The organism is Flavobacterium sp. CR10 (assembly GCF_055814415.1).
This window is the reverse complement of the sequence record NZ_CP185985.1, coordinates 4,660,481-4,683,352: the sequence shown is the minus strand read 5'-3', so window position 1 is coordinate 4,683,352 and position 22,872 is coordinate 4,660,481. Positions and strand designations below refer to the sequence as shown.

Sequence of the window (22,872 nt, the reverse complement as noted above, 5' to 3'; positions counted from 1 at the left end):
ACACCAATTCTAATGAATAGTAAAAATACAAAAAGCGTCCTGCATCAAATGTGGACTGCTAAAGCAGCGGTATTGATGATTTTTATGCTTTTTCTTTCTGTTAGCACTTTCGCGCAGACGAAAAAACAAATCTCAGGAACCGTTTATGACAATACAGGTACGGTATTGCCGGGAGCTTCTATCATTGAAGTAGGAACAAAAAACGGAACTACTACAGATTTTGATGGTAAATTCAGCCTTCAGGTAGCCGTAGGAGGTGCAATCGAAGTTTCGTTTATCGGATCGACAACACAAAAAATTCAAATTACAGGAAACACTTCAAATCTTGAAGTGCGTCTGCAAAATGATGGCTATACTTTAGCCGAAGTGCAAGTTGTTTCTGTAGGTTACGGAAAAGTAAAAAAATCAGATTTAACGGGAGCAATTTCAACTGTTGGAGCAGATGATTTAGTAAAAGGAACTATCGGTTCTACAGAACAGGTTTTACAAGGAAAAGTAGCGGGATTAAATATTATTCGTCCTTCTGGAGATCCTGCAGCGGGTTCTACAATCCGTCTTCGTGGAGGAACTTCCCTAACTGCAAGCAATAGTCCGTTAATCGTTGTGGATGGAATTGCTGGAGTTGATATTAACGTGGTTCAACCTTCAGATATTAAATCGATTGATGTTCTTAAAGATGCTTCGGCAACGGCAATTTACGGTTCTCGTGGAGCAAATGGGGTAATCATGATTACCACAAAATCTGGAACAAAAGGGGTTTCTGTTGTATACAACGGACAAACTGGGGTAGGTTATGTAAATGATAACTTAGATTTATTATCGGCAAATCAATGGAGAGGATATGTTCGTCAGAATCAAATTGCAGATGCCGTAGATTATGGAGCAAATACAAACTGGCAAAAGGCAATAGAGCAGACTGCAATTTCTCAGTCACATACTTTAAGTATCAACTCTGGAAAAGCGGATAGCGGTTTTAGAACTTCGCTTTCTTATTTAAATAATGAAGGGGTTATTAAAAAATCTGGTTTAGAAAGATTAAGCGGAAATGTTAGCGCTTATCAATTTCTTGGCGACAACAAAGAAGTGAAATTTGATATGGGATTATTTGCAAACATTGACAAATGGCACCCAATTGATTACAGAATTTTTGAAAGAGCTTATAATTTAAACCCAACAATTCCAGTTTATGATGCAAATGGAAATTTTAGTTTGGTAACAGGAAATATCTACGATAATCCAGTTGAGATTTTAACCAACAGAACTTTTGACAACGAAAGACACAGACTTTTAGGTTACTTTAAAACAGATGTAAAATTCTTGAATGACTTTACTGCTACAGCGAATATTTCGTTAGAACATAATGCTGTAAAAGGAGGCACTTACAAACCATCTTATGCGGTTATGGAAGGACAGACTGAAGGTGGTTTTGCTCAAAGAACTTACGCAGAATATACTAATGCACAAGGTGAACTTTATGTAAACTACAGCAAAGTGATAGACAAACATAACATTAGTGCTCTAGCCGGTTATTCTTACCTTGAAAATATCTACGAAGGTTTTGGAGCGCAAAGAGGCGGATTTGTAACAGATGCTTTCAGCTATAACAATTTAGGAGCTGGTTACAATTACCGTTTGAGTGATGTGTATTCATACAAAGGAAAATCAAATTTAGTTTCTTTCTATGCTCGTGCTAACTATGGTTACGATGGCAAATATTTATTGACAGCAACTGTAAGACGTGACGGATCTAGCCGTTTTGGTGAAAACAATAAATGGGGAACTTTTCCATCTGCTTCTGCTGCGTGGAGAATTTCTAATGAAGAATTTATGGAATCTTCAAAAGGATGGTTGGATAATTTAAAACTTAGAGTAGGTTACGGAGTTACAGGAAATCAGGACGGAATTGGTGAGTACAAATCGCTTTCTATTTTGGGAGTTGGAAACGATAGTTACTACGATCCAGTTACAAAAACTTGGAGTTTGGCTTATTCTCCAAAACAAAATCCGAATCCTGACTTGAAATGGGAATCTACAGAACAAGTTAATATTGGTTTCGATTTTGGACTTTTCAACAGAATTACAGGATCTTTCGAATGGTATTCTAAAACAACAAAAGATTTATTATATACTTACGAAGTGCCTCAGCCACCGTATTTAGTAGGAACAATGTTGGCAAACGTTGGTGAAATGTCAAACAAAGGGGTAGAATTAACTTTGAATGCTGACATTATCAGAGGAGATAAATTCAATTGGAATGCTAATTTAACTCTTGGACACAACGTTCAGAAAATCGAAAAGCTTTCTAACCCAACTTATAAAACAGATGTTATCTACAGCGGATCTCTTCATGGTTTAGCAGGTATGTCTGGACAATATTCTCAAATTATTGCAGAGGGATATCCTGTTGGAACTTTCTGGGGATTCAAAAATGCAGGTTTGGATGCTAATGGAAAAATTCAGTATTACAATGCAGCAGGACAAGTTGTGGATGAAAGTGCTTTGGTTGATGCAGACAAAACAGATTTAGGTAACATTCAGCCAGATTTGACTTTAGGTATCGGAATGAATTTTACTTATGGAAATTTTGATCTTGGATTTTCTGGATACGGAATGTTTGGGCAAAAAGCTTTAAATGCTACAAACATGATGTTAAACGACCCGAACAGATTACCAGCTTTTAATGTGCCAGATTCTTTCTTAAGTAGCGGTATTACTTCTGCTCCTAAGTATTCTGATTATTGGATTGAAGACGCATCTTTCTTTAGACTTCAGACTTTGACATTTGGTTATACTTTACCATTGAAATACAAAAAATCTAAATTTAGAATGTATGTAATGGGAGAAAACTTATTTGTAATTACAGGTTACAAAGGTGTAGATCCAGAGATTGGTTTAAATGCTCAGGATGGTGTGGATCAAACTGGATTGGCAGCTCCTGGTATCGATAAATACAACAATTATCCTCGACCAACTACAATTTCTGTTGGACTAAATTTTACGCTGAATAACTAAGCGAATTGATAACCATAAAATATTAAAAATGAAAATCAAAATAACAGCAGCCATACTTTTAAGCATGCTTTTTACGGTATCATGTACTGATTTGAACGAGCAGTTGTATGATCAGGTAGAAGACGGAAATTTTGGAAATACAACCAAAGAAATTGATGCGCTGGTAGGTGGAGCTTATTCTTCGTTAAGAGGATTCTCCGATGCAATCTCAAATAATTTTCCAACTTGCGAATATGTTTTCTTTTTGAATGAGGTAGTTTCAGACGAAGCTACAATTCCGACAAGAGGTACAAACTGGTACGACGGAGGGCAATATCAAGAAGCTCAAAAACATACTTGGAAATCAGATAATAGAATGATTCTTTCGGCTTGGCGATATAACTATACTGGAATTGCTAAAATCAACGCGATTATTTATCAGATCAATAAATCATCTTTGTCAGATAAAGCAAAAGCGCCGATTTTTGCCGAATTAAAAGCGCTTAGAGCCTATTACTACTACAATCTTTTAGATTTGTTCGGAAATGTGCCAATTGTAACCAATTTTGAAGACACAGATCTTCCGACAAATTCAACAAGAAAACAAGTGTATGATTTCGTTGAAAAGGAATTAACAGATGCTATTCCGTATTTAAATCCAAATGTGGTGTATTCTAAATTTACTAGAAACGTAGCATACTCTGTTTTAGCTAGATTATATCTTAATTCAGAGGCATTTATAGGTCAGCCACGTTGGCAAGATTGTATCAATATGTGCCAAAAGGTAACAGGATATAGCTTAACGCCAGATTTCTTCGATAATTTTGTGACAGAAAACCAGACTTCTCCAGAAATTATTTTTGCTATTCCTTACGATTCAAAAGCAGGAACAGTTGGAAATTATATGAACTCAATGTCTTGCCACTACAATCAAAAACTTGCAATTTCTGCAATACCAAACAATTATCCTTGGAGTGCAAACGGAATGTGCGCGCAGCCTGGAGTTTACTCAGCTTTTGCAGATACAGACAAAAGAAAGAAATGTATGCTTGAAGGAGATCAGATCAATCTTGCGACAGGATCTGTAATTATGATGGACAACGGAGAACCATTAACCTATACTGAGAATCTAACAAGTTTAGAAGATGCAAAAGAGAATGAAGGAGTTCGCTTGCATAAATACGAAATGAAAGCAGGAGAACAATGGGAGCGTGATCACGATTTTGTACTGATTCGTTATGCAGAAATCCTGATGATGCAGGCAGAATGTTATGTTCGTTTAGGATCGCCAGATTTAGCTAGACCATTTGTACAGCAAGTAGCATCTCGTGCAGGCGAAGAAGTCCCAGCAACTATTGACTTGGCGTTTATAGATCAAGAATTACTGAAAGAATTCACATTTGAAGGAAGAAGAAGAACAGACAATATCCGTTTCGGAACGTTCTTCCAGCCATGGTGGTCAAAAGGTACGACTGAGAAATACAGAGCAATTTTCCCAATTCCGAGTACTGTTTTAACTACCAATAAAAATCTAAAACAAAATCCTGGGTATCCAAATTAGGTTACTAGAATGTCAGTCTTCCATGTTGGTTAGTCGTGGAAGGCTGACATGTTTTTAAACGTTGCATTAAATAGATCGACAGTGCTTAAAATATATTTAACACATAGAAACATAGGTTTTTATGTGTAATAAAGAAAAGGAAAGGAACTAGTTTCTAACACATAGCTATGTGTATTTATGTGAGTGAAACGCCTTTTTCTAAGTTTCAAAAAGCTATGTTTCTATGTGTTTAAATTATTAAGTATAAATAAAATAGTATCTCAATATGAAAAGATATATCACATCGTTGGTTTTGGGTTTGATAAGCATTGTGATGGTTGCTGGATGCAGTAGCGATGACAAAGGCTCAGATAAACCTGTAGAACCAGAAAAAACAGCGCCTGTTGCGATTGAGAAAACCAACAGCACCAAGATTTATATGCATTATATGCCGTGGTTTGAAACCAACGAAAGCAGTGCCGATAAAAAATGGGGATATCATTGGACAATGGCAAACAAAAATCCGAACAACGTAGGAGCAAACGGCCGAAGAGAAATCGCATCGTATTATTATCCGCTGATTGGACCTTATCACTCAGGCGATAAAAATGTGATTGAAAATCATTTGCTATTGATGAAATATTCAGGAATTGATGGAATTTTGATCGACTGGTATGGAACTTACGATGTAAACGATTATAGAATGGTCAAAGAAAATACAGATCAGCTTATTGAAATGCTTGACAAAGTAGGTTTAGAATATGCCATTGTATACGAAGATCGATTCTTGACGAATGTTGTCAATGCAGGAAAAGCAATTTCGGTAACCGGTGCAGCAAAAACAGATTTGGCTTATGTAGAAAAGAATTATTTCCCTGATGCTAATTATATCAAGATTAATGGGAAACCGCTGTTAATGAATTTTGGCCCAATCGTGTTACAGACTCCAGCAGAATGGACAAATGTCTTTAATGCCTTGACTACAAAACCGACTTTCCTAACACTTTGGGATCATTCATCGATGGCAGGAGAAAATGCTTCTGGCGAATATGCATGGGTATATAAAGATAACAGCTATTTGACGAATTTTTATACCAATACAAAACCAAAATTGGGCGTGGCAATGGGAAGTGCTTATCCAGGTTTTAAAGATTTTTATGCTGCCGGCGGAGGTGGAGCAGCGATTGGTTGGACTATCGAACATAATAACGGAGCGACGCTTGATGAAACGCTTGCTTTAGCTAAAAATGCCAATATGAATTACCTGCAGCTGATTACTTGGAATGATTTCGGAGAAGGAACCATGATTGAACCAACAGTTGAATTTGGCTATTCTTTTATCGAAAAAATAAAAACTTTCTCTGGCGTAAAAAACACAGAAAGCGTATTTCCAGACATCAGCAAATTGTATGATTTACGCGTACAGAAAAAAGGAAATGTCGAAATCCAGAAAAAACTTGACCAAGCGTTTAATTATTTTGTTTCGATGCAGCCAGCAAAAGCAAAACAAGTAATAAGCGAAATAAAATAGAGCTGTAATTAATACAATTTAAATAATGAAAAACAGAAAATATAGATACTGTCTTGTGGCTTTTGCATCAATGCTTATTATGGCCTGCAGTACTAAAAAAACGTATAAAATCAGTTCTCCTGAAAAAATATCTGAATTAACCTTTGAATTAACGCCTTCCGGACAACCGCAATACAGTTTTTCTTCTAACGGAAAATCGGTTATTGAACCGTCTCTTATGGGATTTGAATTTCAAGGATTAGCAAAAATGACAGACGGTTTTGAAGTCATTTCTACAGAAGAAAAATCGGCAGATGAAACTTGGGAACAACCTTGGGGCGAATTCAAAAAAGTAAGAGATCATCATAACGAACTGATTGTTCACTTAAAAGAAGCAAAAGGTGAAGAGCGTCTAGTTGATATCATTTTTAGGGTTTTTGATGATGGTGTCGGATTTCGCTATGAATTTCCAAAACAGCCTCATTTAGGAAAAGTGAAAATCTCTAACGAAGTAACGCAATTTACTTTTAAAGATAATAACGAAGTTTGGTGGATTCCAGTTCATCGCGAAAACAGTTATTACGAAAGCGAATATCGCAAAACGTTAATGAGTAAAACCGACACGATTAATACGCCTGCCACTTTTGAAACCAAAGATAAATTATATGTAGCCATTCACGAAGCTAACTTGACAGATTTTGCTTCAATGACGCTTTTAAAAACTACAGACAAACAATACAAAAGTGATTTAGTGCCGTGGGCTGATGGTGTAAAAGTATATGCCGAAACACCTTTTAAAACGCCTTGGAGAACAATTGTTGTCGGGAAAAATCCTGGAGAAGTAGCGACTTCAACTATTATGCTAAATCTAAACGAACCTTCAAAAATTGAAGATTTATCTTGGATCACGCCATCAAAATACATCGGAATTTGGTGGGGAATGCATTTAGAAAAATACACTTGGGGACAAGGTCCAAAACATGGCGCAACAACCAAGAATACAAAAGAATATATTGATTTTGCTGCGAAAAATGGTTTTGACGGAGTTCTAGTAGAAGGCTGGAATGAAGGCTGGGACGGCGACTGGACAGCGGACGGTTCTGCGTTTAGTTTTGTAAAGGCCTATCCAGATTTTAATTTGGAAGAAATCACAAAATATGCAGCAATGAAAAATGTTCGATTAATTGGACATCATGAAACTGCAGGAGCAACCAAAAATTACGAAAACCAATTGGAAGATGCTTTTAAACTGTATCAGAAAATGGGAGTGAATTCGGTTAAAACGGGTTATGTAAACAAATTTTTAGACAAAAAAGAATGGCATGACAGCCAATACGGAGCGCGTCATTACAGAAAAGTAATTGAAACTGCGGCGAAATATCACATCATGATTGATAACCATGAACCAATGAAAGGAACTGGTTTGCAACGTACCTATCCAAACTTTATGTCGCAAGAAGGCGGACGCGGACAAGAATATAATGCATGGTCTGTAGACGGAGGAAATACACCAGAGCATTTAACAACTCTACCTTTTACAAGAATGCTTTCTGGACCATTTGATTACACGCCAGGAAATTTCAATTTTGATTACAAAACGCCATCTGGAGCAAAAGTGCAGACTACTTTAGCAAATCAATTGGCATTGTATGTGATTATTTTCAGCCCATTGCAAATGGCTTCAGACTTGCCTGAAAATTATGAAGGAAAACCAGAATTTCAGTTTGTAAAAGATGTTCCTTGCACTTGGTCGGATACTAAAGTTTTAGATTCTAAAATTGGAGAATATACTACAATTGCCCGCAAAGATTGGGATGAGAAAAATTGGTATTTAGGATCAATCACAAACAGAAATGCAAGAGACTTAAAAGTTGCATTGTCATTTTTAGATAAGAATAAAGAATACGAAGCAGAAATCTACGCTGATGGACCTGGAGCAAATTATAAAACTAATCCATATCCAGTTACAATCTCTAAACAAAAAGTAAACAGCAAAACTGTTTTAGATATCAAATTGGCAGCTGGTGGAGGAACAGCAGTAAAATTTTCTCCAATCGAAAAATAGTTTTTTTTTAAGATTCTAAGTTTCTAAGATGCTGAGAATCTAAGTTTCTGAGCATAAAGTTTTATTTTGAGTTAAGTTAAGTAAGTTTAAGTTTGGTAATAAACCCGATAGCTGGAGAGTTGTCGGGTTTGTTTTTTTTATTTGTTTAAAGTTTAAAGTTTAAAATTTCAGGTTTGAGTAACTTTGAGTATAATTTTACCGCAAAGAGCGCTAGGATTTTTCGCAAAGTTCGCAAAGGTTTTATTTTAAACCTTTGCGAACTTTGCGGTTAAAAAAAACTTAGAACCTCAGTATCTTAATACCTCAGAACCTTATTTCGTAACTTTAACATGCTTTCCAAAAGTGTACACTGCAGTTATTGTTGGTCCGTTATAGCCCCATTTTAAGAAACCGTTTAATCTATCCTGAATAGTGTCTATTCTAAAGTTTAATCCAGTATAACCTGCGGTAAGACTAAAGTTTTGGACAACATTGTATAAAACCGCCAAATTGTAGCTTATAATTCGGCCATCTGTATCATTAATTTTTACTGCTAGATAATTTACGTTGGCATATAAACCCCAGCGTTTTCCAAGAACAAATTCTCCCCAAATTCCAATATCTGGCAGTGGAGCCGTAAAGTTAAAAGTATCACGATATTCTACACTTTGTGTATTAGCATTTAATTTTAGGCCTAAATCTGCAAAAAGGACATGCGCCCCAATTAGTAAACCAGCTTGATATTTAGGTTTAGACAGAATGGCGTAGCCATAAGCAATTCTAGCAATTTGTACATTAAACGTACCTCGAACGCTTCCGTCTACAGGATAAGTATGGTCTCCGAAATTAATATCTCTTTGTAATGTTTTTGTTGCAGTTCGGTCTAACACAAAATACTCAAAACCTAGTCGCGATCTTTTGGATATACGCCAATCAAACGTTCCCAAAAAAGATGCAGTTGATTTAGAAAATCCCAAATCACTTTCAAGATCAATTTCAGTTCCTATATTTCCGTTATTACCTTCAACTTTAACTTGAGTGTTGTTTACGGGAAAAAAACCGCCAGCAGTAACTTTAAAACGTCTATTGTGCCAGGGCAGATCATCTACACTATTATCTTGATAATCATCGGTTTCGGTTTTTACAGTTGTTAAGCCTTCATCATTACTGTTTTGAGCAAGAGTTTGAGCGTTTAGAGGAATCCAAAGGAGCATCATTACCAAAAAAATAAATAATTGTTTCATCAGAATAGTTTTTAAGTTTTTATTAGGTAATATTTAACATTTAAAGTTAGTAAAAATAATCGTTCATTTTTGATTTTAATGTGGAATTATTTTTATGAATAAACTGGTTATCAGTAAAATAAGAATTTGTTTGAAAAATAGTTGACATATCACTCTTTTTTGTAATTTTGCGTTATGGAAATTAAACATACCGATAAAGACAGTTTTTCAAATTTTTGGAAAGAAGAAATATCAGATAGTTTCTTCTTTCAGATTCATCGTATCAAACGAGCAATTTTTAGACGTGCAAATGCGTTAATGAATGAAGCAGGAATTACATTACAGCTGGAACAATTGCCGTTGCTGATGATTCTGCACCACAAAAGTCTTTCGCAGAGAGAATTGTCAGACAAAACAATGCGCGACAAATCTTCTATTTTAAGAAGCATTTCGGCATTAGAAAAAAAGAATCTTGTTGAGGTGGTAAAAGACAAAATGGATAAGCGTAAAAACATTGTGAGTCTTACAGATGAAGGAACTGCATTGGCTAAGAATATTCGTTCTCTGATGAAAAGAGCGGAAGAGGAGGTAATGTCCGTTTTCTCTCCAAAAGAAAGAATAGAAGCGCTAAATGCTGTAAGATCGTATGCAGATAAGCTTGAAACGCTTTAATTTTTTTTAATCTTAAAAAGTTGACATATCAACTTATTTTTAAATAGTTATTTTTGATAAATGAAAAAAAATGAATTGTTAGAAGGGCCAATCCTTTCTTCATTATTAAAATTGGCGGTCCCAATTATGATTGCTAATTTACTGCAAGCCGCATATCAGTTGGTAGATGCTTTTTGGGTAGGACGTTTGGGCGGAGACGCTGTTGCGGCAGTTTCTATAAGTACGCCCGTGATATTTTTAACCATAGCTTTAGGAACGGGACTGGCGATTGCGGGTTCTATTTTAATTGCACAATACTTTGGTGCGGGAAATCAGAAAATGGTCAATCACGTTGCGGCGCAGACTTTGTCGATGGTGATTATAGTTTCTGTTTTCTTGTCGATTATTGGATATATTTTGAGTCCCTATTTTTTATATCTGCTAAAGGTAGAACCTACAGTTTATGTTGATGCGTTAGGATTTATGCGTGTCGCTTTTGTCGGTTTGGTTTTTAGTTTCGGATTTATGATTTTCCAATCGATTATGCGTGGTGTTGGGCGTGTAACATTGCCAGTTTATATTGTTTTAGGAACTGTTATTTTGAATTTTGCACTCGATCCGTTATTTATTTACGGATGGAATTTTATTCCGGCTTTGGGCGTAAAAGGCGCTGCTTTGGCCACTTTATCTACACAGCTTTTGGCAATTATAATCGGATTTGCGATTCTATTTAGAGGAAAACACGGAATCCATCTTCGTATTGCCGATTTTAAACCTGATTACAAACACATTAAAAGAGCTTTCGAAATTGGTTTTCCCTCTTCAATCGAGCAGTCTATGCGTGCTTTGGGTATGATGGCAATTACGTTTCTGATTGTTCGTTTCGGTACATTGACAGTGGCTTCTTATGGTGCAGGTTCCAATTTGATTCAGCTGATTTTAATTCCGGCTTTAGGTTTGTCCATGGCGATTGCTACTCTTGTCGGACAAAATATTGGAGCAGGAAATGTTACGCGTGCCGCTGAAATATCAAAATTAGGAGCCTATTTAGGTTTCGGATTATTGACTGGTCTCGGAATTATTGCTTTTATTTTTGCCCCATATTTAATTGCTTTTTTCGTTCCGAATGATCAAGCAGTTATTGAAGGCGGAACAGAATTGCTAAGAATCACTTGTCTTTCTTGGGGATTTCTTGGTTTACAACTTTGCTTGACAGGAGTGTTTCGCGCTGTTGGAAATACCAAATTGCCAATGATTCTAACTTTGGTTTCGCAATGGGTAATACAGTTTCCGCTGGCTTATATTTTGTCTCACAATACTTCTTTAGGAAAAATTGGAATCTGGTGGGCTTTTCCGATTGCTTCTGTTGTAACGGCTTTAATTACAGTTGTCATATATGCTAAAGGCGATTGGAAGAAAGAAAGATTAACCGGTAAAACCAATAAATTGATTGATAAGGTTGAAAGCGAAATTGTGAAGGAAGGATTTGATATTTCTAAATAAAGGTTCTGAGATTCTAAGATGCTAAGGTTCTGAGTTTTTTTGTAGAGATGCACTGCAGTGCATCTAACGAAAGATTGGCAGATTGCTGATATTTTAAATATTAGATGAACAATGTGCGTAATTTTAATTTTCTAAATGTATTTTTATGAAAGACAAAATAAATTTTAAGTATATTAAAACCTTAGTATCTTAGCATCTCAGAATCTTAGCACCTTTAAAAATGACAAAAAATCTAAAGCGTTATTTCATAAAATCTATTATTGTATTAGCCTTAATTCACCTAGCTTACTTTTTATATGGTTATTTTACTTTTAAGGGGCTTAAGAATATTAATATCTATACCGAATTTTACCGTTTTAAATTTTATGATGACGTTTCGATTTCTCATTTTTTCGTAAGCGGATTGTTTTTACTCATTTTTTTGATTTTTCTGATTCGCAATCATTCGAGAGAAAGCTATAAAGGCGGGAATCTTTTTAAAGTTGCCATTTGTTTGCTGCTGATCTCATTTTTGACTTTTTCGTTTTTTGTTAGTTACAGTTTCGGAATGAACGCTAAACTGAAAACAGAATTGTCTGAAAATGATTTTAATAATGACAAAAAACTCTTGAATGTTTTAAATCCGTTTTTGTATGGATACACTTCTTATAGTTCTGAGAAATTATTCAATTACGAGAACATTTTATATCCAAAACCTTATCCTGTAATTAAGCAAGAAGATACTATTTCGCCTGGCGAATATCCTATCACAGAAACTAGTTATTATAGTATTGATACATTAAAGGCGCTGACAAGCACTTTTGATAAAACAACAAATAAAGCAGATAGTATTTTTAATATTCTTGGTTTTGACAAAGAGGAATTATACAAAAGAGTTATCTCAAAAACGGTTGTAGGCGATAGCACAGAAATTGTTTTTAAGAGCGTTCAAGTGCATCCAGAACATGATAGCAATATTTGTATTTTTCTAGAAAACAAGTCTTTGTTTAATCCCGTTCAAGGTGATTCTATAAATAAACAAATCTATCAAGTAGCTGTAGATCGTTATAAATTGCTGTACAATTCTAAGAAGGATTCGCTAACCTATACTTTCCAAAGATTGGATACGCTTTTTAGAAAATACAATATAGAAACGAGTTTAGTTCCAAAACAATTAACTCAAGATGTCTATCGTTACAAGGATAACCGTGACGAACCTCTTAACGGAATTAGAAATACTTTTGATAGAAAAGCTTTAGCAGAAAAATTTAAGACTTTAAATAAGTTGTTTTACGAACCTAATTATCTGCATCCGAACATTATTGCGATTTATTTTGCTGTAATTGTTGCGGTTTGGATTGTACTATTTCTGTTTTACCTTGTTTTTAATAGAAAGAAAAATTAATGTAAATATCAATGACAATGGCAAAAATCAATAATTAATTAAAAAAACTAAAAATTAAAAATTGATATTGTTATTGAATTTTGTCATTGTAATTACCATTTTAAACTCTATGATAATCTGCTTTCCAGTGTACGATTGCTTTTTTGATTGCATCGCCGGTTAAGTTGTTTTTTAGAACATCTTCTACAAGCGGAATCAATTCATCGTCTGGTGCAAAGCGCAATGCAAATATCTGGTCATCTGTAAGTTTGTATTCAAATTCTTCGAATCTTTTACCTGTTAAAGTAAAATAACGGTAACGCATTTCTAAACGAACAATCCTATTTTGCAATGTTAACGCATAGTGCTGGCGAAGCATATAAGCCAGTACAAATAGAAATATAAAAGCAACACTGATAAATGCCCATATTAAATGATCTTCTGTTGTAATTCCTAAATAAATGCTAGCAATTAGGAATAAAATTAAAACAGGATAATATATAAAATGGTGTGGGGTATAAAACCGTATATGATTATAATATGTCTGAATTTTCATGTTTTCAACTTTAGATGACAGCCTATAAAAACAAAACTACTCTATATTTCTATAGAGTAGCTTTTTCCCAAAAATAAACTAACATAACCAATGTTCTCTTTATAGACTAAACTTTTTACAGTTTGCTTTGTAAATTTTAATAAGAATAAAGCCTTTTTCATTTCATTAATCAAACCGTCAATATGGCTTATTTTTCTTTGATGTAAAATTAGATCGAGAGCAGTTGTTTTTTGTTATACTTTAAACGGAAAAAGTTACATGATTTCAATATTTGCATTTTAATTACATAAAATTTGTGCTCTTATAATAGGGTTTTAATAATACTCCATTCATTCAATTTATCTTGCAAAGCCTTGCTAGCATTGGCTGGACTTGTTGACGGGAGTGTAAATGTTTTATATTCTTTTGTTAAATGAACATATTTTTTAAAAAACGCCGCTGCTTTTTGTCCATTAAAAATAATGCTTTCTATTTGAGTATGTGTTTCTAGGAAATTTTCAAAATCATTTGCAATTTCATTTTTTATGGCGCTGTCCAAGCTTCCAACGCGTTCGCAAAATTGTAAGACATCCCAAAGAGCAATGTCGTTTTTTATTAATAAGCTTTTTCGTATTTCATAATCTTTAGAAAAGTCTTCTCCCAAAATTTGAAACATAAATTTCCAAAAGTTATTCTGATTGTGGCCATAATATTGATTGAGTTCTAAAGATTTTGTTCCAGGCATCGTACCTAAAATCAGAATTTTAGAAGTTGGAGAACTAATAGGAGCAAACGAAAAGCTTTTCATATTTCTTTCTTTAATGAATTGATATATAGGTTAAAATAAACATTAATAAGGAATTATAAAACAAAACTGAAAAATTATATAACATTTTTGGTCTGTCTTTAAGCGAACTTTGACTTTCAGATTCTAGGAAATAATCTGTTTGGCAAATTATAATTTTAAATCCGGCGAACCATGAAAATTGTTACTATAAATACAGAAAAAACTCAAAATATATTTGATGAACTTCAAACTAGTTTTGGCGGAAAAGTGACATTTGACATAGATGAATATACACTCGAAGTAGAAAATAGTTTTGCAGAAGGTTCTATAATTGGAGCTTCTTTTAACGATAACATTTCGTATGTTCAGTTTGATATGACATTTTCGACAGATGTCAGACTGGATATTCTAAATGTAAAATCATCACCAGTTTATTTTGCTTATTGTTCTAAAGGAAATCTTTCGCATAGTTTTGGATTGGATGGCGAAGAACGAAAATTAAAAACATTTCAGACGGCAATTGTAACATCTAAGCAAAATCAGGACAATGTTTTGTTGTTCGAAAAAGGCAAGAAAACAAAACTCACATTAATTATTGTAGGAACACAAATTGATGCAGAAAATCAGATAAACTCTCTGAACCAACAAGTAAAAGATACCTTTTTTGAAAATAGCCAAACCACAGATTTCTTTTATATAGGCTCTTATAATTTACAGATTGCAGAGAAGATCGAACAGCTTAATTCGATTACGCAAAGAGGAATTGTTAGAAATCTGTTGAAAGAAGGAATCATGAGAATTATTCTGGCAATGGAAATTCAGCAGCATTCAGACGATTTGCATGCTTTTGCAAACGAGTCAAACGGATTGACCTTAAGAGAACTTGAAGAAGTAAAAGAACTTTCTGAATTTATAAAATCAAATCCAGAAGAAGCTTTTTCAATAAAATCTTTAAGCAAAAAATCGGGTCTTTCTCCAAGCAAACTTCAGGAAGGATTTAAAATGATTCACAACCGTACTGTCAATGATTATATTACTCACATGAGAGTACTTAAAGCAGAAATCCTAATCAGAACTTCTGATCTAAATATTTCAGAAATTGTATACTGCATTGGTTTCACCAGCAGAAGTTATTTCTCTAAAATATTCAAACAAAAATTCAACTGCAGTCCAAAAGAATATAAATTTAATTTGAATTCTCTAGCTATTACGGCCTAACGGCCGAAGTTTCTAAGGTTCTAAGATGCTAAGATTCTAAGCTTTTTCTTATACTGAATGTATCAAAATCTCAAAAAATAAAGTCGCTAGCTCTAAAGCACATTATATACACAATAAGGTTCTAAGATTCTATAGTTTTCAAAAAAAACTTAGAATCTTAGAACCTTAGTTTCTTAGTATCTAAAAAAACTATACATTTGTATAACTAGTTATATAATTAATTATTGTTATGGAATTTTTTGATAAAGTTGGAAAATCGGCGCTTGGAAGCCGTTTACGTTTAATGACAGCTACAGTAACGGATGATGCTGCAAAAATATATGAATTGTATGGAGTTGATTTTGTCCCGAAATGGTTTCCTGTATTTTATACTTTGGCTGAGGAACGTGAAATTACAATTACCGAAATTGCTAATGAAATAGGACATTCACAGCCTTCTGTTAGTAAAATTATTCAAGAAATGATTATGGCAGGATTAATTGAGGAAAGTGCGAAAACAGATGATAAACGTAAAAGTAATGTTCTTCTGACTGAAAAAGGTGTTTTGATTTCTAAGAAAATCAAACAGCAACTAGAAGATATTGATGTTGCAATTGAAGAAATCATTGCAGAAAGCAAACATAATTTGTGGGCAGCATTGGAAGAATGGGAATTTTTGCTGGAGCAAAAATCCTTGATTGATAGAGTGAGGGAACAAAAGAAAAAAAGAGAAAGTAAAGACGTAAAAATAGTAGATTACAAACCAGAATATCAGGAAGCTTTTAGGGCGCTGAATGTAGAGTGGATTTCAACTTATTTCGAAATGGAAGAGGCTGATTATAAAGCGCTGGACAATCCTGAAGATTATATTTTAAAAAAAGGAGGAAAAATTCTTGTGGCTCTTTATGAAAACGAAGCTGTTGGAGTTTGTGCGTTGATTAAAATGAATAATTCTGAGTATGATTTTGAAATGGCAAAAATGGCTGTTTCGCCCAAAGCACAAGGAAAAAGTATAGGATGGCTTTTAGGAAAAGCAATTGCTGAAAAAGCAAAAGAACTCGGTGCCAAGAAAATATATTTAGAAAGCAATACAATCTTAAAACCAGCCATAAATCTATATTACAAATTAGGTTTCGAAAAAGTTTTTGGACTTGAAACGCCTTATAAGAGATGTAATATTCAGATGGAGTTGGTGCTTCGTTAAGTTGCTAAGGTTCTAAGATACTGAGGTTCTAAGTTTTTTTTCTCAGTATCTTAGAACCTCAGTATCTTAGCATCTTTCTAACGTCCAAATCGATAATAATCCAAATCTGTATTTTTTTTGTTGTAAAGGGAATCTAAGATAGAATCCATTCCTAATACGCTGAAGGTTATTCCATTTCCTCCAAACCCCAGAATATAGTGTTCATTTTTTCTTGGATTTGGTTTTCCGAAGTAGGGAAGACCATCTTTAGTTTCTCCAAAAGTACCTGCCCAGGAATAATCAATTTTAAAATCGAGATCAGGAAATCGTTTGTAAAACTGTTTTAAAAGATATTGTTCTTTTTTAGGAAGCAATTTATCACGTTTAGTGGTATCTTTAAAATCTTCGTCTCCGCCGCCCATTATAATACGATTATCATCTGTTGTTCTAATATAATGATAAGGCGATCCTGTATCCCAAAAGATTGTATTTTTGAAGTTTTCAGGAAGATCGGAGTGGCTTTCTGATGCAATCACATAAGTGCTTTTTAAATCGACTACTTTTTCTTTTAGTGTTTCTGTACTTTCGTAACCTGTACAATGTATAATGTGATCGGCTGTAATAACGTGTTTAGAATCGGTTGTGGCAATAATTTTACCTTTCTGATGCTGAATTGTAGCGATATTGGTTCGATCAAAAATCTGCATACCTTTTTCATGGCAATGAAACAAAAGGTCGCTCGCAAGTTTAAAAGGATCCATAACTGCTGCAGTTTTAGATTCTATTCCTGCAATGGCATTCAGTCCCATTTTTTGCAATTCTGACCTGCCAAGCCAGCTGATTTCAAAGCCATGCTGTTTTCTGGCTTTATACTCATTTTTTAAATAAGGGACATCTTTTTTTAAAATGGTGAAATAAACGCTTTTTTTAAATTCGAAACCGCAGTCACTGCCTATTTCGTCAATAATATTTCGGAGGTCAAAAATGGCTTTTTTCCCATTTTGGTAACTGTCTACAGCACATCTGGTGCCTCGAAGTTTGATGAGCTGATGCAAAGGAACGTCAATCTCATATTGCAGTAAAGCAGTGCTTCCTGAGGTGCTTCCCCCACAGACATCACGACGGTCAACAAGAACAATTTTTTTTCCTTCATTTAATAATTTATAAGCGATTAAAGCTCCTGTAATACCGCCGCCAATTATTAAAATGTCGGTAGTAATATCGGAATCTATTGAAGGATAACTTTGTTTTATGGCATTTTTTAAAGGCCAATAGGTTTCAGTAGAGCTTAATTTCATTTTTTGGTTATTTTTTTAGAGGTGCTTTTGGTAGTTTTTTTGGTGTTATCTGGTTTTATATTTTTTTCTTTTTTTCGATTATGGAGTTCGTTTGCTTCAGCAATTGAATGAGAAGTTCTTATGCCGCGATCTTTTTTGGCCAATTGGCTTAAATGGTGATAGTATTTCTGAATAATAATCATTTCGTCTTCAGTCATATTTTCAATATCAACAAGACTATTGCTTGACAGATCGTTTGATGCTACGAGTTCGTTTAGTTTTAACTGAATGGCAAGCGAATCCTTGTTTTGGGCTTTTTGAATTAGGAAAACCATCAAAAAGGTAATAATGGTTGTGCCCGTATTAATGACCAATTGCCAAGTTTCGGAATAATCGAAAATTGGTCCCGAAGCTGCCCAAGCAACAACGAGAGTAAATGCACCTATAAAAGCTGGAGTGCTTCCAGCGGCCTTTGAAACTTTTGTAGCAAATTTTTCGAATGCGTTACTTTTATGTTGAGATTTTGAATTCATTTCTATTTGGTTTTGGGTTTACTGACTTTTTCTTTTCGAATAACTTTATTGTTTTTTTCATCATAAACAGCAGGGTTAATTTCTTGACCTGTTTTGCTGAATATTTTAATTTTTGGAGCTTCATGCGTTCCAGTAATGACAATTGGAAAACCAATGATTCCGAAAAGCGGAAGACCTAAACGCATTCTTAGATCCAAAAGTCCGTCAAAGCTTGTAGTTCCTTTTATCGTTGGCCTGAAACTGGCAACACTAAAGGTAAATGGCTCAATATTTATAAGGTTTTTATCTATAGTCGATTTAATTTCAATTCTTTTCATATCAGGATTATTCAAACCGCTTTGTCCTGTTTTAGAACTAATTCCGTCAAAAAGTTTCAGTCCTTTTATTTTTACATCACGTAAATTAATCGTGCCGCCGCCTTGCATCGATTCATAAATTGGGCCCATATTTCCGTTCAAATCTCCTTTAACTTTGTAATCAACAGAGATTATTCCGTGTGCTTTCTCAGCAGCTGTGACCATATCATGAAACATCGGAATTTCTTTATAGGCTCGCTGTACATCAAAGTCTTTTGCTGTAAAATGAGCATCAAAATGTGCAGAGGTTGGAGTTTCGTCTCTGTACAGTCCATTAATTCCTAAAATGCAGTCAATAATACTAAAGGTAATATTTTCTAAGTAAAATCCTTCTTTTTTTATTCCTATTTTTCCGTTTAATTTGTTAAAAACCAATTTGTTGAATTCTATTTTATCGGCATTGGCATTTAAACTGACATTTAGATTTTTCGGAATAATAACGACACCGCTCATTTTCGGATGATCTTCTTTGGCATATTCAACTTCTATATTTCGATCTTTATTTTCACCTTCTTCAAGTGCCATAAATTCGTCTATATTAATCAGTTTTGATTTTAAGTTGAAATTACCGCTCAAAGTTCCCTTAGATTCTAAGAAATAATTAATAGTGTTGAGCAGATAACCATTAATATCAAAATCTGATTTCCCATACGAAGCATTGAATTTTTCAAACCACATTTTTTCGTTCTGAAAACGGAAATTTCCCTGTTTGATAAAGAATGCTTTCGGAAACAATTCGGATGTTGCTTTTATGTTTTTTAGCAGTAATGTTCCTTTATTATCGAGTTTATCATACTGTCCCGTTGTAGCATAACTTTGTTTTCCTTTTAATGAAAGATCAGCTTTGGCGTAACCTGTTAAATCCAAACCTTTTTGCGAAAAAACCTGATAGATTCTGCCTACATTCAGTTCGCCTTTAATTTTGGCATTATAAGCTAAATCACTGAAATCGGATAATGTAGCGTTGACATAAACCGGATTTCCCTCAAAATCAAAAGAAAAAGGAGCTACGGCTACAATTAAATCTTGATACGTTCCAGCTTTATTCAGCATATTGGCTATAAAAGTGATATTGGTAATTGGATTTGGATAATACTTTGTTTTAAGCCAACCGTCTCGCAAAGAAATGCCGCCAATAGTTTTAGGAAATAGTTTTTTTGAAGTGCTAAAAACTCCTCGCGCCTTAATATCGGTTTTTAATATTCCTTTCAGATCAATATTTTCCAATCCTAAAGCAGCATCTACTACAGCAAGGTCTAATGCGCCCTTTATACTGGCATTTATCGACATTTCGCTTAAACCTTTGCTGTGCAGATAAGCATTAAAATAATCTTTTTCGCCAACTTTAAATTTCAATGTTCTCAGATTAACCATCAATTGTTCGGTATCCAAAGACGGAAGCAAGGCATTCAAATCCATTTGGAAATCGGTTAAAGGAACGGGAGCATTTTTATAATTTACCGAGCCTTCGTTGATTTTTAAATTAAAAGCCAAGTTTGGCTTTTGTTTTTTCTGAACATTGTAATTTCCTTTAAAACTAAGAAGCAAATCACTTCTTCCTGAAATTTCTGTTTTTTCAAGCCACGTTAAATATTCGGGAGGCATTACAGAAAGTAAATCTTTTACGGTTGTATTTTCCGATGCCGCTTTTATATTGATTTTATATCCGTCTCTTAAAATGGAAAATAAACCAGTAAATTTTAAAGGCAATTTATTGATATGAAGTTCATTTTTTTGAAGAATAAAGGTAAGCGCATGCGTATTGATTCGGGTAATTAAATCGGCACTCACTTTTTTTCTTCTCAAATAACCTGTTCGATCATAAAAGAAATCTAGATTATCAATTTTGGCATCGGTTGCAAGGTCAAAAATATCTTCACTCAAATTTCCTTTTCCGATGTAATTAAAACCTTTTGCGTCAACCAAAATCTTTGCGGAACGGTCGTTATATTTTACATGACAGTTTTGTAAATCAATGCGTTCTAGTCGGATAGCCGTTCCTTCTTCTGGAGCATTCGGATCTTCTTTTTTATTTCTGTCTTCTGGGGCAACATAAATATTATAATTGGCTTGGCCTTTTTCGTTGACCATTACATTTATTAAAGCATCAGAAACATAAAGTTTATTGATTTTTACTTCATTGTCAAAAAGCAGTCTTTTGATATCAATTCCAAAAGCAACTTGATCCGCCTTTAATAATGTATCATTGCTAAATGGTTTAGAACCCGTTAGAGACAAATCATCAAGAGCAACAGTCAATGAAGGGAAATGTGTAAAAAATGAAAGCTTAGATTTGGTAAATTCCAATTTGGTATCCAGACGTTCGTTCGCAATTTTCTTCACTTCCGAAGCAATTTTTCCAGGAAAAAGCAACGGAATAATAAACAGCAAAAACAAAATCACCGCAATCGTAATTCCAGTAATTTTTAAAACTTTTAAGGCGGTATGTTTTATTGAACTTGGCATGTAATTTTAATTATGAGTTATGAATTATGAAACATACACTCAGGAAGACTTAAAATGAGAATTGGAATTTGGCATTTTAAAAAATTGGCATTTAATTTTTAGTTTCTGCTTTTTTAGCGTCTTCCTGTTTTTGCTGTTCCTCTTGCTTCTCTTTTCTTGCTTCTTCTTTCTCTTTTTTAGCTTCTTCTTGCTTTTCTTTCTTCTCCTCTAGTTTCTCTTTTCTTTCTTCTTGTTTTTCCTTTTTTTCTTTCTCTTTTTTCTTGAAGTAACCTCTAAAGAGGAAATTACTTTTTGCCGCTTCCATGTTTTCGCTGAACCCTTTGGTTCCGCTTTCTAGATTTGAAAGCGTATTCGAAACGCTATTGGCCATTTTATCATCTTTAACTAATCTTGCCAAAGCACCATTTCCGTTGTTCATGCTGTGACTGAAAATGGCTATCTCGTCTGAAATCACGCCAATATTATCAACGCTTTTCTTCACGCTTTTCATAATATCATGCATTTCAATTCCGTCAACAGAAGCAATCTGTCCGTTATCTTCGATGACTTTTTTGGATTTTGCTCCTGGTGAAATGGTTAGCACTTTGTCTCCCATTAAACCATCTGAACCAATGCTGGCTGTAGCATCCGTTTTAATGAATTTTCGAACTTCTTCTTTCATTACTAAAACCACGACTACGGTTGAGTCATTTTTGAGCTGAATTTGTTCTACGGTTCCCACATTAATTCCTGAGAAACGAACATTGTTTCCGACCTCTAAACCGCTTACTGTTTTAAATTGAGAAGTAATATGAAAGGTGGATCCGAAGAGATTTTGCTGTTTTCCGATAAAATACACTGCCATTATAAAAAGCAGCAAGCCTATCGTTACAAACATTCCTAATTTCCAAGTATATCCAGATTGCTTTTCCATGATTTCTATTATTTATTTTGCTTTATTCAAAAAATGAGCGTACCCATTCATCTTCGTCTTTTTCTAATTCTTCGTATGTTCCTTCGGCGTGAATTACACCATCTTTTAAAACCACAATTCGGTCAGCAGTCAATTTTGCGCAAGCCATATCGTGTGTAATAATGATTGAAGAAGTCTTTTGTTTATGTTTAATATCAAGAATCAATTCACTGATTTCTCTTGATGTTATCGTATCCAAACCCGTTGTGGGCTCATCGTATAAAATGATTTCTGGTTTTAAGATTAGTGTGCGTGCCAGACCAATTCTTTTTCTCATACCACCTGAAAGTTCAGAAGGCATTTTGTCAATCGCATCGGCTAAGCCCACATTTTCTAGTGCTTCCATTACTTCATTTTCGACTTCTTGCCCGTTCAAATCACGTTTGTGTTTTGTCAATGTAAAAGCGAGATTTTCTCTAACGGACATAGAATCGTAAAGTGCCCCGCTTTGGAACAAAAATCCGATTCGGACTCTAATTTCATTCAGCTCGCTTTTTGATATATTAAGAACGTTTTGATCAAAAACTGTAATTTCGCCTTTATCAGGTTCAATCAATCCGACAATACATTTTATGGTGACAGACTTTCCAGATCCTGAACGTCCTAAAACCACTAAGTCTTCACCTTTGTTCAATGTGAGATTTACGCCTTTTAAAACGGCATTATCTTTACCAAAAGTTTTATGAAGATCTTTAATCTCTATAATTGGAGTCTGATCTTTTTCTTTTGTTTTGCGTTCTTTATGTAATTTTTCCTTCATC

17 protein-coding genes are annotated in these 22,872 nt (G+C 34.3%); 9 read left to right on the top strand and 8 right to left on the bottom strand.

Annotated features, from left to right (window positions below; genetic code table 11):
- The first annotated feature begins 12 nt into the window (after positions 1 to 12).
- The 4 genes from ACNRYB_RS19590 (at position 13) to ACNRYB_RS19575 (ending at position 8,106) form a co-directional block, all read left to right on the top strand.
- Positions 13 to 3,012: a SusC/RagA family TonB-linked outer membrane protein gene (locus ACNRYB_RS19590; RefSeq protein ID WP_242502556.1), complete on the top strand. Its 3,000-nt coding sequence runs from the start codon at positions 13 to 15 to the stop codon at positions 3,010 to 3,012.
- Positions 3,013 to 3,040: 28 nt separating this feature from the next.
- Positions 3,041 to 4,552, top strand: a complete 1,512-nt coding sequence (locus ACNRYB_RS19585; protein ID WP_343706649.1) for a RagB/SusD family nutrient uptake outer membrane protein — start codon at positions 3,041 to 3,043, stop codon at positions 4,550 to 4,552.
- 265 nt (positions 4,553 to 4,817) lie between these two features.
- Positions 4,818 to 6,062 (top strand): glycoside hydrolase family 99 protein, encoded by a 1,245-nt coding sequence (locus ACNRYB_RS19580; protein WP_473728428.1) that lies wholly within the window; start codon positions 4,818 to 4,820, stop codon positions 6,060 to 6,062.
- A 25-nt stretch (positions 6,063 to 6,087) separates the two neighbouring features.
- Positions 6,088 to 8,106, top strand: coding sequence for a glycoside hydrolase family 97 protein (locus ACNRYB_RS19575; RefSeq protein WP_473728427.1), 2,019 nt, complete (start codon positions 6,088 to 6,090; stop codon positions 8,104 to 8,106).
- Positions 8,107 to 8,417: 311 nt separating this feature from the next.
- Here ACNRYB_RS19575 and ACNRYB_RS19570 read toward each other — a convergent pair whose 3' ends face one another.
- Positions 8,418 to 9,329, bottom strand: coding sequence for a hypothetical protein (locus ACNRYB_RS19570; RefSeq protein WP_129747718.1), 912 nt, complete (start codon positions 9,327 to 9,329; stop codon positions 8,418 to 8,420).
- 174 nt (positions 9,330 to 9,503) lie between these two features.
- On the opposite strand from ACNRYB_RS19570, the gene ACNRYB_RS19565 reads away from it, so the two are divergent.
- From ACNRYB_RS19565 to ACNRYB_RS19555, 3 genes are all read left to right on the top strand, one after another.
- A complete protein-coding gene (locus ACNRYB_RS19565) occupies positions 9,504 to 9,980 on the top strand; it encodes a MarR family winged helix-turn-helix transcriptional regulator (RefSeq protein ID WP_129747719.1) in 477 nt (158 codons plus the stop codon).
- 60 nt (positions 9,981 to 10,040) lie between these two features.
- Positions 10,041 to 11,462: an MATE family efflux transporter gene (locus ACNRYB_RS19560; protein WP_473728426.1), complete on the top strand. Its 1,422-nt coding sequence runs from the start codon at positions 10,041 to 10,043 to the stop codon at positions 11,460 to 11,462.
- Between the two features lie 220 nt (positions 11,463 to 11,682).
- Positions 11,683 to 12,846 carry a hypothetical protein gene (locus ACNRYB_RS19555; RefSeq protein WP_473728425.1) on the top strand — a complete coding sequence of 388 codons (1,164 nt, stop codon included), beginning with the start codon at positions 11,683 to 11,685 and terminating at the stop codon, positions 12,844 to 12,846.
- Between the two features lie 100 nt (positions 12,847 to 12,946).
- Here ACNRYB_RS19555 and ACNRYB_RS19550 read toward each other — a convergent pair whose 3' ends face one another.
- Positions 12,947 to 13,381 (bottom strand): DUF6526 family protein, encoded by a 435-nt coding sequence (locus ACNRYB_RS19550; RefSeq protein WP_129747722.1) that lies wholly within the window; start codon positions 13,379 to 13,381, stop codon positions 12,947 to 12,949.
- 301 nt (positions 13,382 to 13,682) lie between these two features.
- Positions 13,683 to 14,168, bottom strand: coding sequence for a DNA-deoxyinosine glycosylase (locus ACNRYB_RS19545; protein ID WP_473728424.1), 486 nt, complete (start codon positions 14,166 to 14,168; stop codon positions 13,683 to 13,685).
- Between the two features lie 171 nt (positions 14,169 to 14,339).
- On the opposite strand from ACNRYB_RS19545, the gene ACNRYB_RS19540 reads away from it, so the two are divergent.
- The gene (locus ACNRYB_RS19540) at positions 14,340 to 15,365 is read left to right on the top strand and encodes a helix-turn-helix domain-containing protein (protein ID WP_473728423.1); all 1,026 of its coding nucleotides are present in this window, start codon (positions 14,340 to 14,342) and stop codon (positions 15,363 to 15,365) included.
- A gap of 229 nt (positions 15,366 to 15,594) precedes the next feature.
- Positions 15,595 to 16,548, top strand: a complete 954-nt coding sequence (locus ACNRYB_RS19535) for a bifunctional helix-turn-helix transcriptional regulator/GNAT family N-acetyltransferase (RefSeq protein ID WP_473728422.1) — start codon at positions 15,595 to 15,597, stop codon at positions 16,546 to 16,548.
- 77 nt (positions 16,549 to 16,625) lie between these two features.
- Here ACNRYB_RS19535 and ACNRYB_RS19530 read toward each other — a convergent pair whose 3' ends face one another.
- The 5 genes from ACNRYB_RS19530 to ACNRYB_RS19510 all read right to left on the bottom strand — a co-directional run bounded on the left by ACNRYB_RS19530 (position 16,626) and on the right by ACNRYB_RS19510 (position 22,871).
- On the bottom strand, positions 16,626 to 17,825 hold the full coding sequence (locus ACNRYB_RS19530; RefSeq protein ID WP_473728421.1) for an NAD(P)/FAD-dependent oxidoreductase: 1,200 nt from the start codon (positions 17,823 to 17,825) through the stop codon (positions 16,626 to 16,628).
- Positions 17,822 to 18,337 carry a low affinity iron permease family protein gene (locus ACNRYB_RS19525; protein ID WP_473728420.1) on the bottom strand — a complete coding sequence of 172 codons (516 nt, stop codon included), beginning with the start codon at positions 18,335 to 18,337 and terminating at the stop codon, positions 17,822 to 17,824. The genes ACNRYB_RS19530 and ACNRYB_RS19525 overlap by 4 nt, the downstream gene beginning before the upstream one ends.
- A gap of 2 nt (positions 18,338 to 18,339) precedes the next feature.
- Entirely contained in the window at positions 18,340 to 21,159 is a 2,820-nt protein-coding gene (locus ACNRYB_RS19520) for an AsmA family protein (protein WP_473728419.1), read from the bottom strand.
- 91 nt (positions 21,160 to 21,250) lie between these two features.
- Positions 21,251 to 22,072: an MlaD family protein gene (locus ACNRYB_RS19515; RefSeq protein WP_473728418.1), complete on the bottom strand. Its 822-nt coding sequence runs from the start codon at positions 22,070 to 22,072 to the stop codon at positions 21,251 to 21,253.
- 22 nt (positions 22,073 to 22,094) lie between these two features.
- Positions 22,095 to 22,871, bottom strand: coding sequence for an ABC transporter ATP-binding protein (locus tag ACNRYB_RS19510; RefSeq protein ID WP_473730258.1), 777 nt, complete (start codon positions 22,869 to 22,871; stop codon positions 22,095 to 22,097).
- Between the last annotated feature and the right edge of the window lies 1 nt (position 22,872).

Excerpts from the sequence above, each read along its gene's own strand:
- ACNRYB_RS19590 (WP_242502556.1), top strand. The coding sequence starts at position 13 with ATGAATAGTAAAAATACAAAAAGCGTCCTGCATCAAATGTGGACTGCT.
- ACNRYB_RS19585 (WP_343706649.1), top strand. The coding sequence starts at position 3,041 with ATGAAAATCAAAATAACAGCAGCCATACTTTTAAGCATGCTTTTTACG.
- ACNRYB_RS19580 (WP_473728428.1), top strand. The coding sequence starts at position 4,818 with ATGAAAAGATATATCACATCGTTGGTTTTGGGTTTGATAAGCATTGTG.
- ACNRYB_RS19575 (WP_473728427.1), top strand. The coding sequence starts at position 6,088 with ATGAAAAACAGAAAATATAGATACTGTCTTGTGGCTTTTGCATCAATG.
- ACNRYB_RS19570 (WP_129747718.1), bottom strand. The coding sequence starts at position 9,329 with ATGAAACAATTATTTATTTTTTTGGTAATGATGCTCCTTTGGATTCCT.
- ACNRYB_RS19565 (WP_129747719.1), top strand. The coding sequence starts at position 9,504 with ATGGAAATTAAACATACCGATAAAGACAGTTTTTCAAATTTTTGGAAA.
- ACNRYB_RS19560 (WP_473728426.1), top strand. The coding sequence starts at position 10,041 with ATGAAAAAAAATGAATTGTTAGAAGGGCCAATCCTTTCTTCATTATTA.
- ACNRYB_RS19555 (WP_473728425.1), top strand. The coding sequence starts at position 11,683 with ATGACAAAAAATCTAAAGCGTTATTTCATAAAATCTATTATTGTATTA.
- ACNRYB_RS19550 (WP_129747722.1), bottom strand. The coding sequence starts at position 13,381 with ATGAAAATTCAGACATATTATAATCATATACGGTTTTATACCCCACAC.
- ACNRYB_RS19545 (WP_473728424.1), bottom strand. The coding sequence starts at position 14,168 with ATGAAAAGCTTTTCGTTTGCTCCTATTAGTTCTCCAACTTCTAAAATT.
- ACNRYB_RS19540 (WP_473728423.1), top strand. The coding sequence starts at position 14,340 with ATGAAAATTGTTACTATAAATACAGAAAAAACTCAAAATATATTTGAT.
- ACNRYB_RS19535 (WP_473728422.1), top strand. The coding sequence starts at position 15,595 with ATGGAATTTTTTGATAAAGTTGGAAAATCGGCGCTTGGAAGCCGTTTA.
- ACNRYB_RS19530 (WP_473728421.1), bottom strand. The coding sequence starts at position 17,825 with ATGAAATTAAGCTCTACTGAAACCTATTGGCCTTTAAAAAATGCCATA.
- ACNRYB_RS19525 (WP_473728420.1), bottom strand. The coding sequence starts at position 18,337 with ATGAATTCAAAATCTCAACATAAAAGTAACGCATTCGAAAAATTTGCT.
- ACNRYB_RS19520 (WP_473728419.1), bottom strand. The coding sequence starts at position 21,159 with ATGCCAAGTTCAATAAAACATACCGCCTTAAAAGTTTTAAAAATTACT.
- ACNRYB_RS19515 (WP_473728418.1), bottom strand. The coding sequence starts at position 22,072 with ATGGAAAAGCAATCTGGATATACTTGGAAATTAGGAATGTTTGTAACG.
- ACNRYB_RS19510 (WP_473730258.1), bottom strand. The coding sequence starts at position 22,871 with ATGAAGGAAAAATTACATAAAGAACGCAAAACAAAAGAAAAAGATCAG.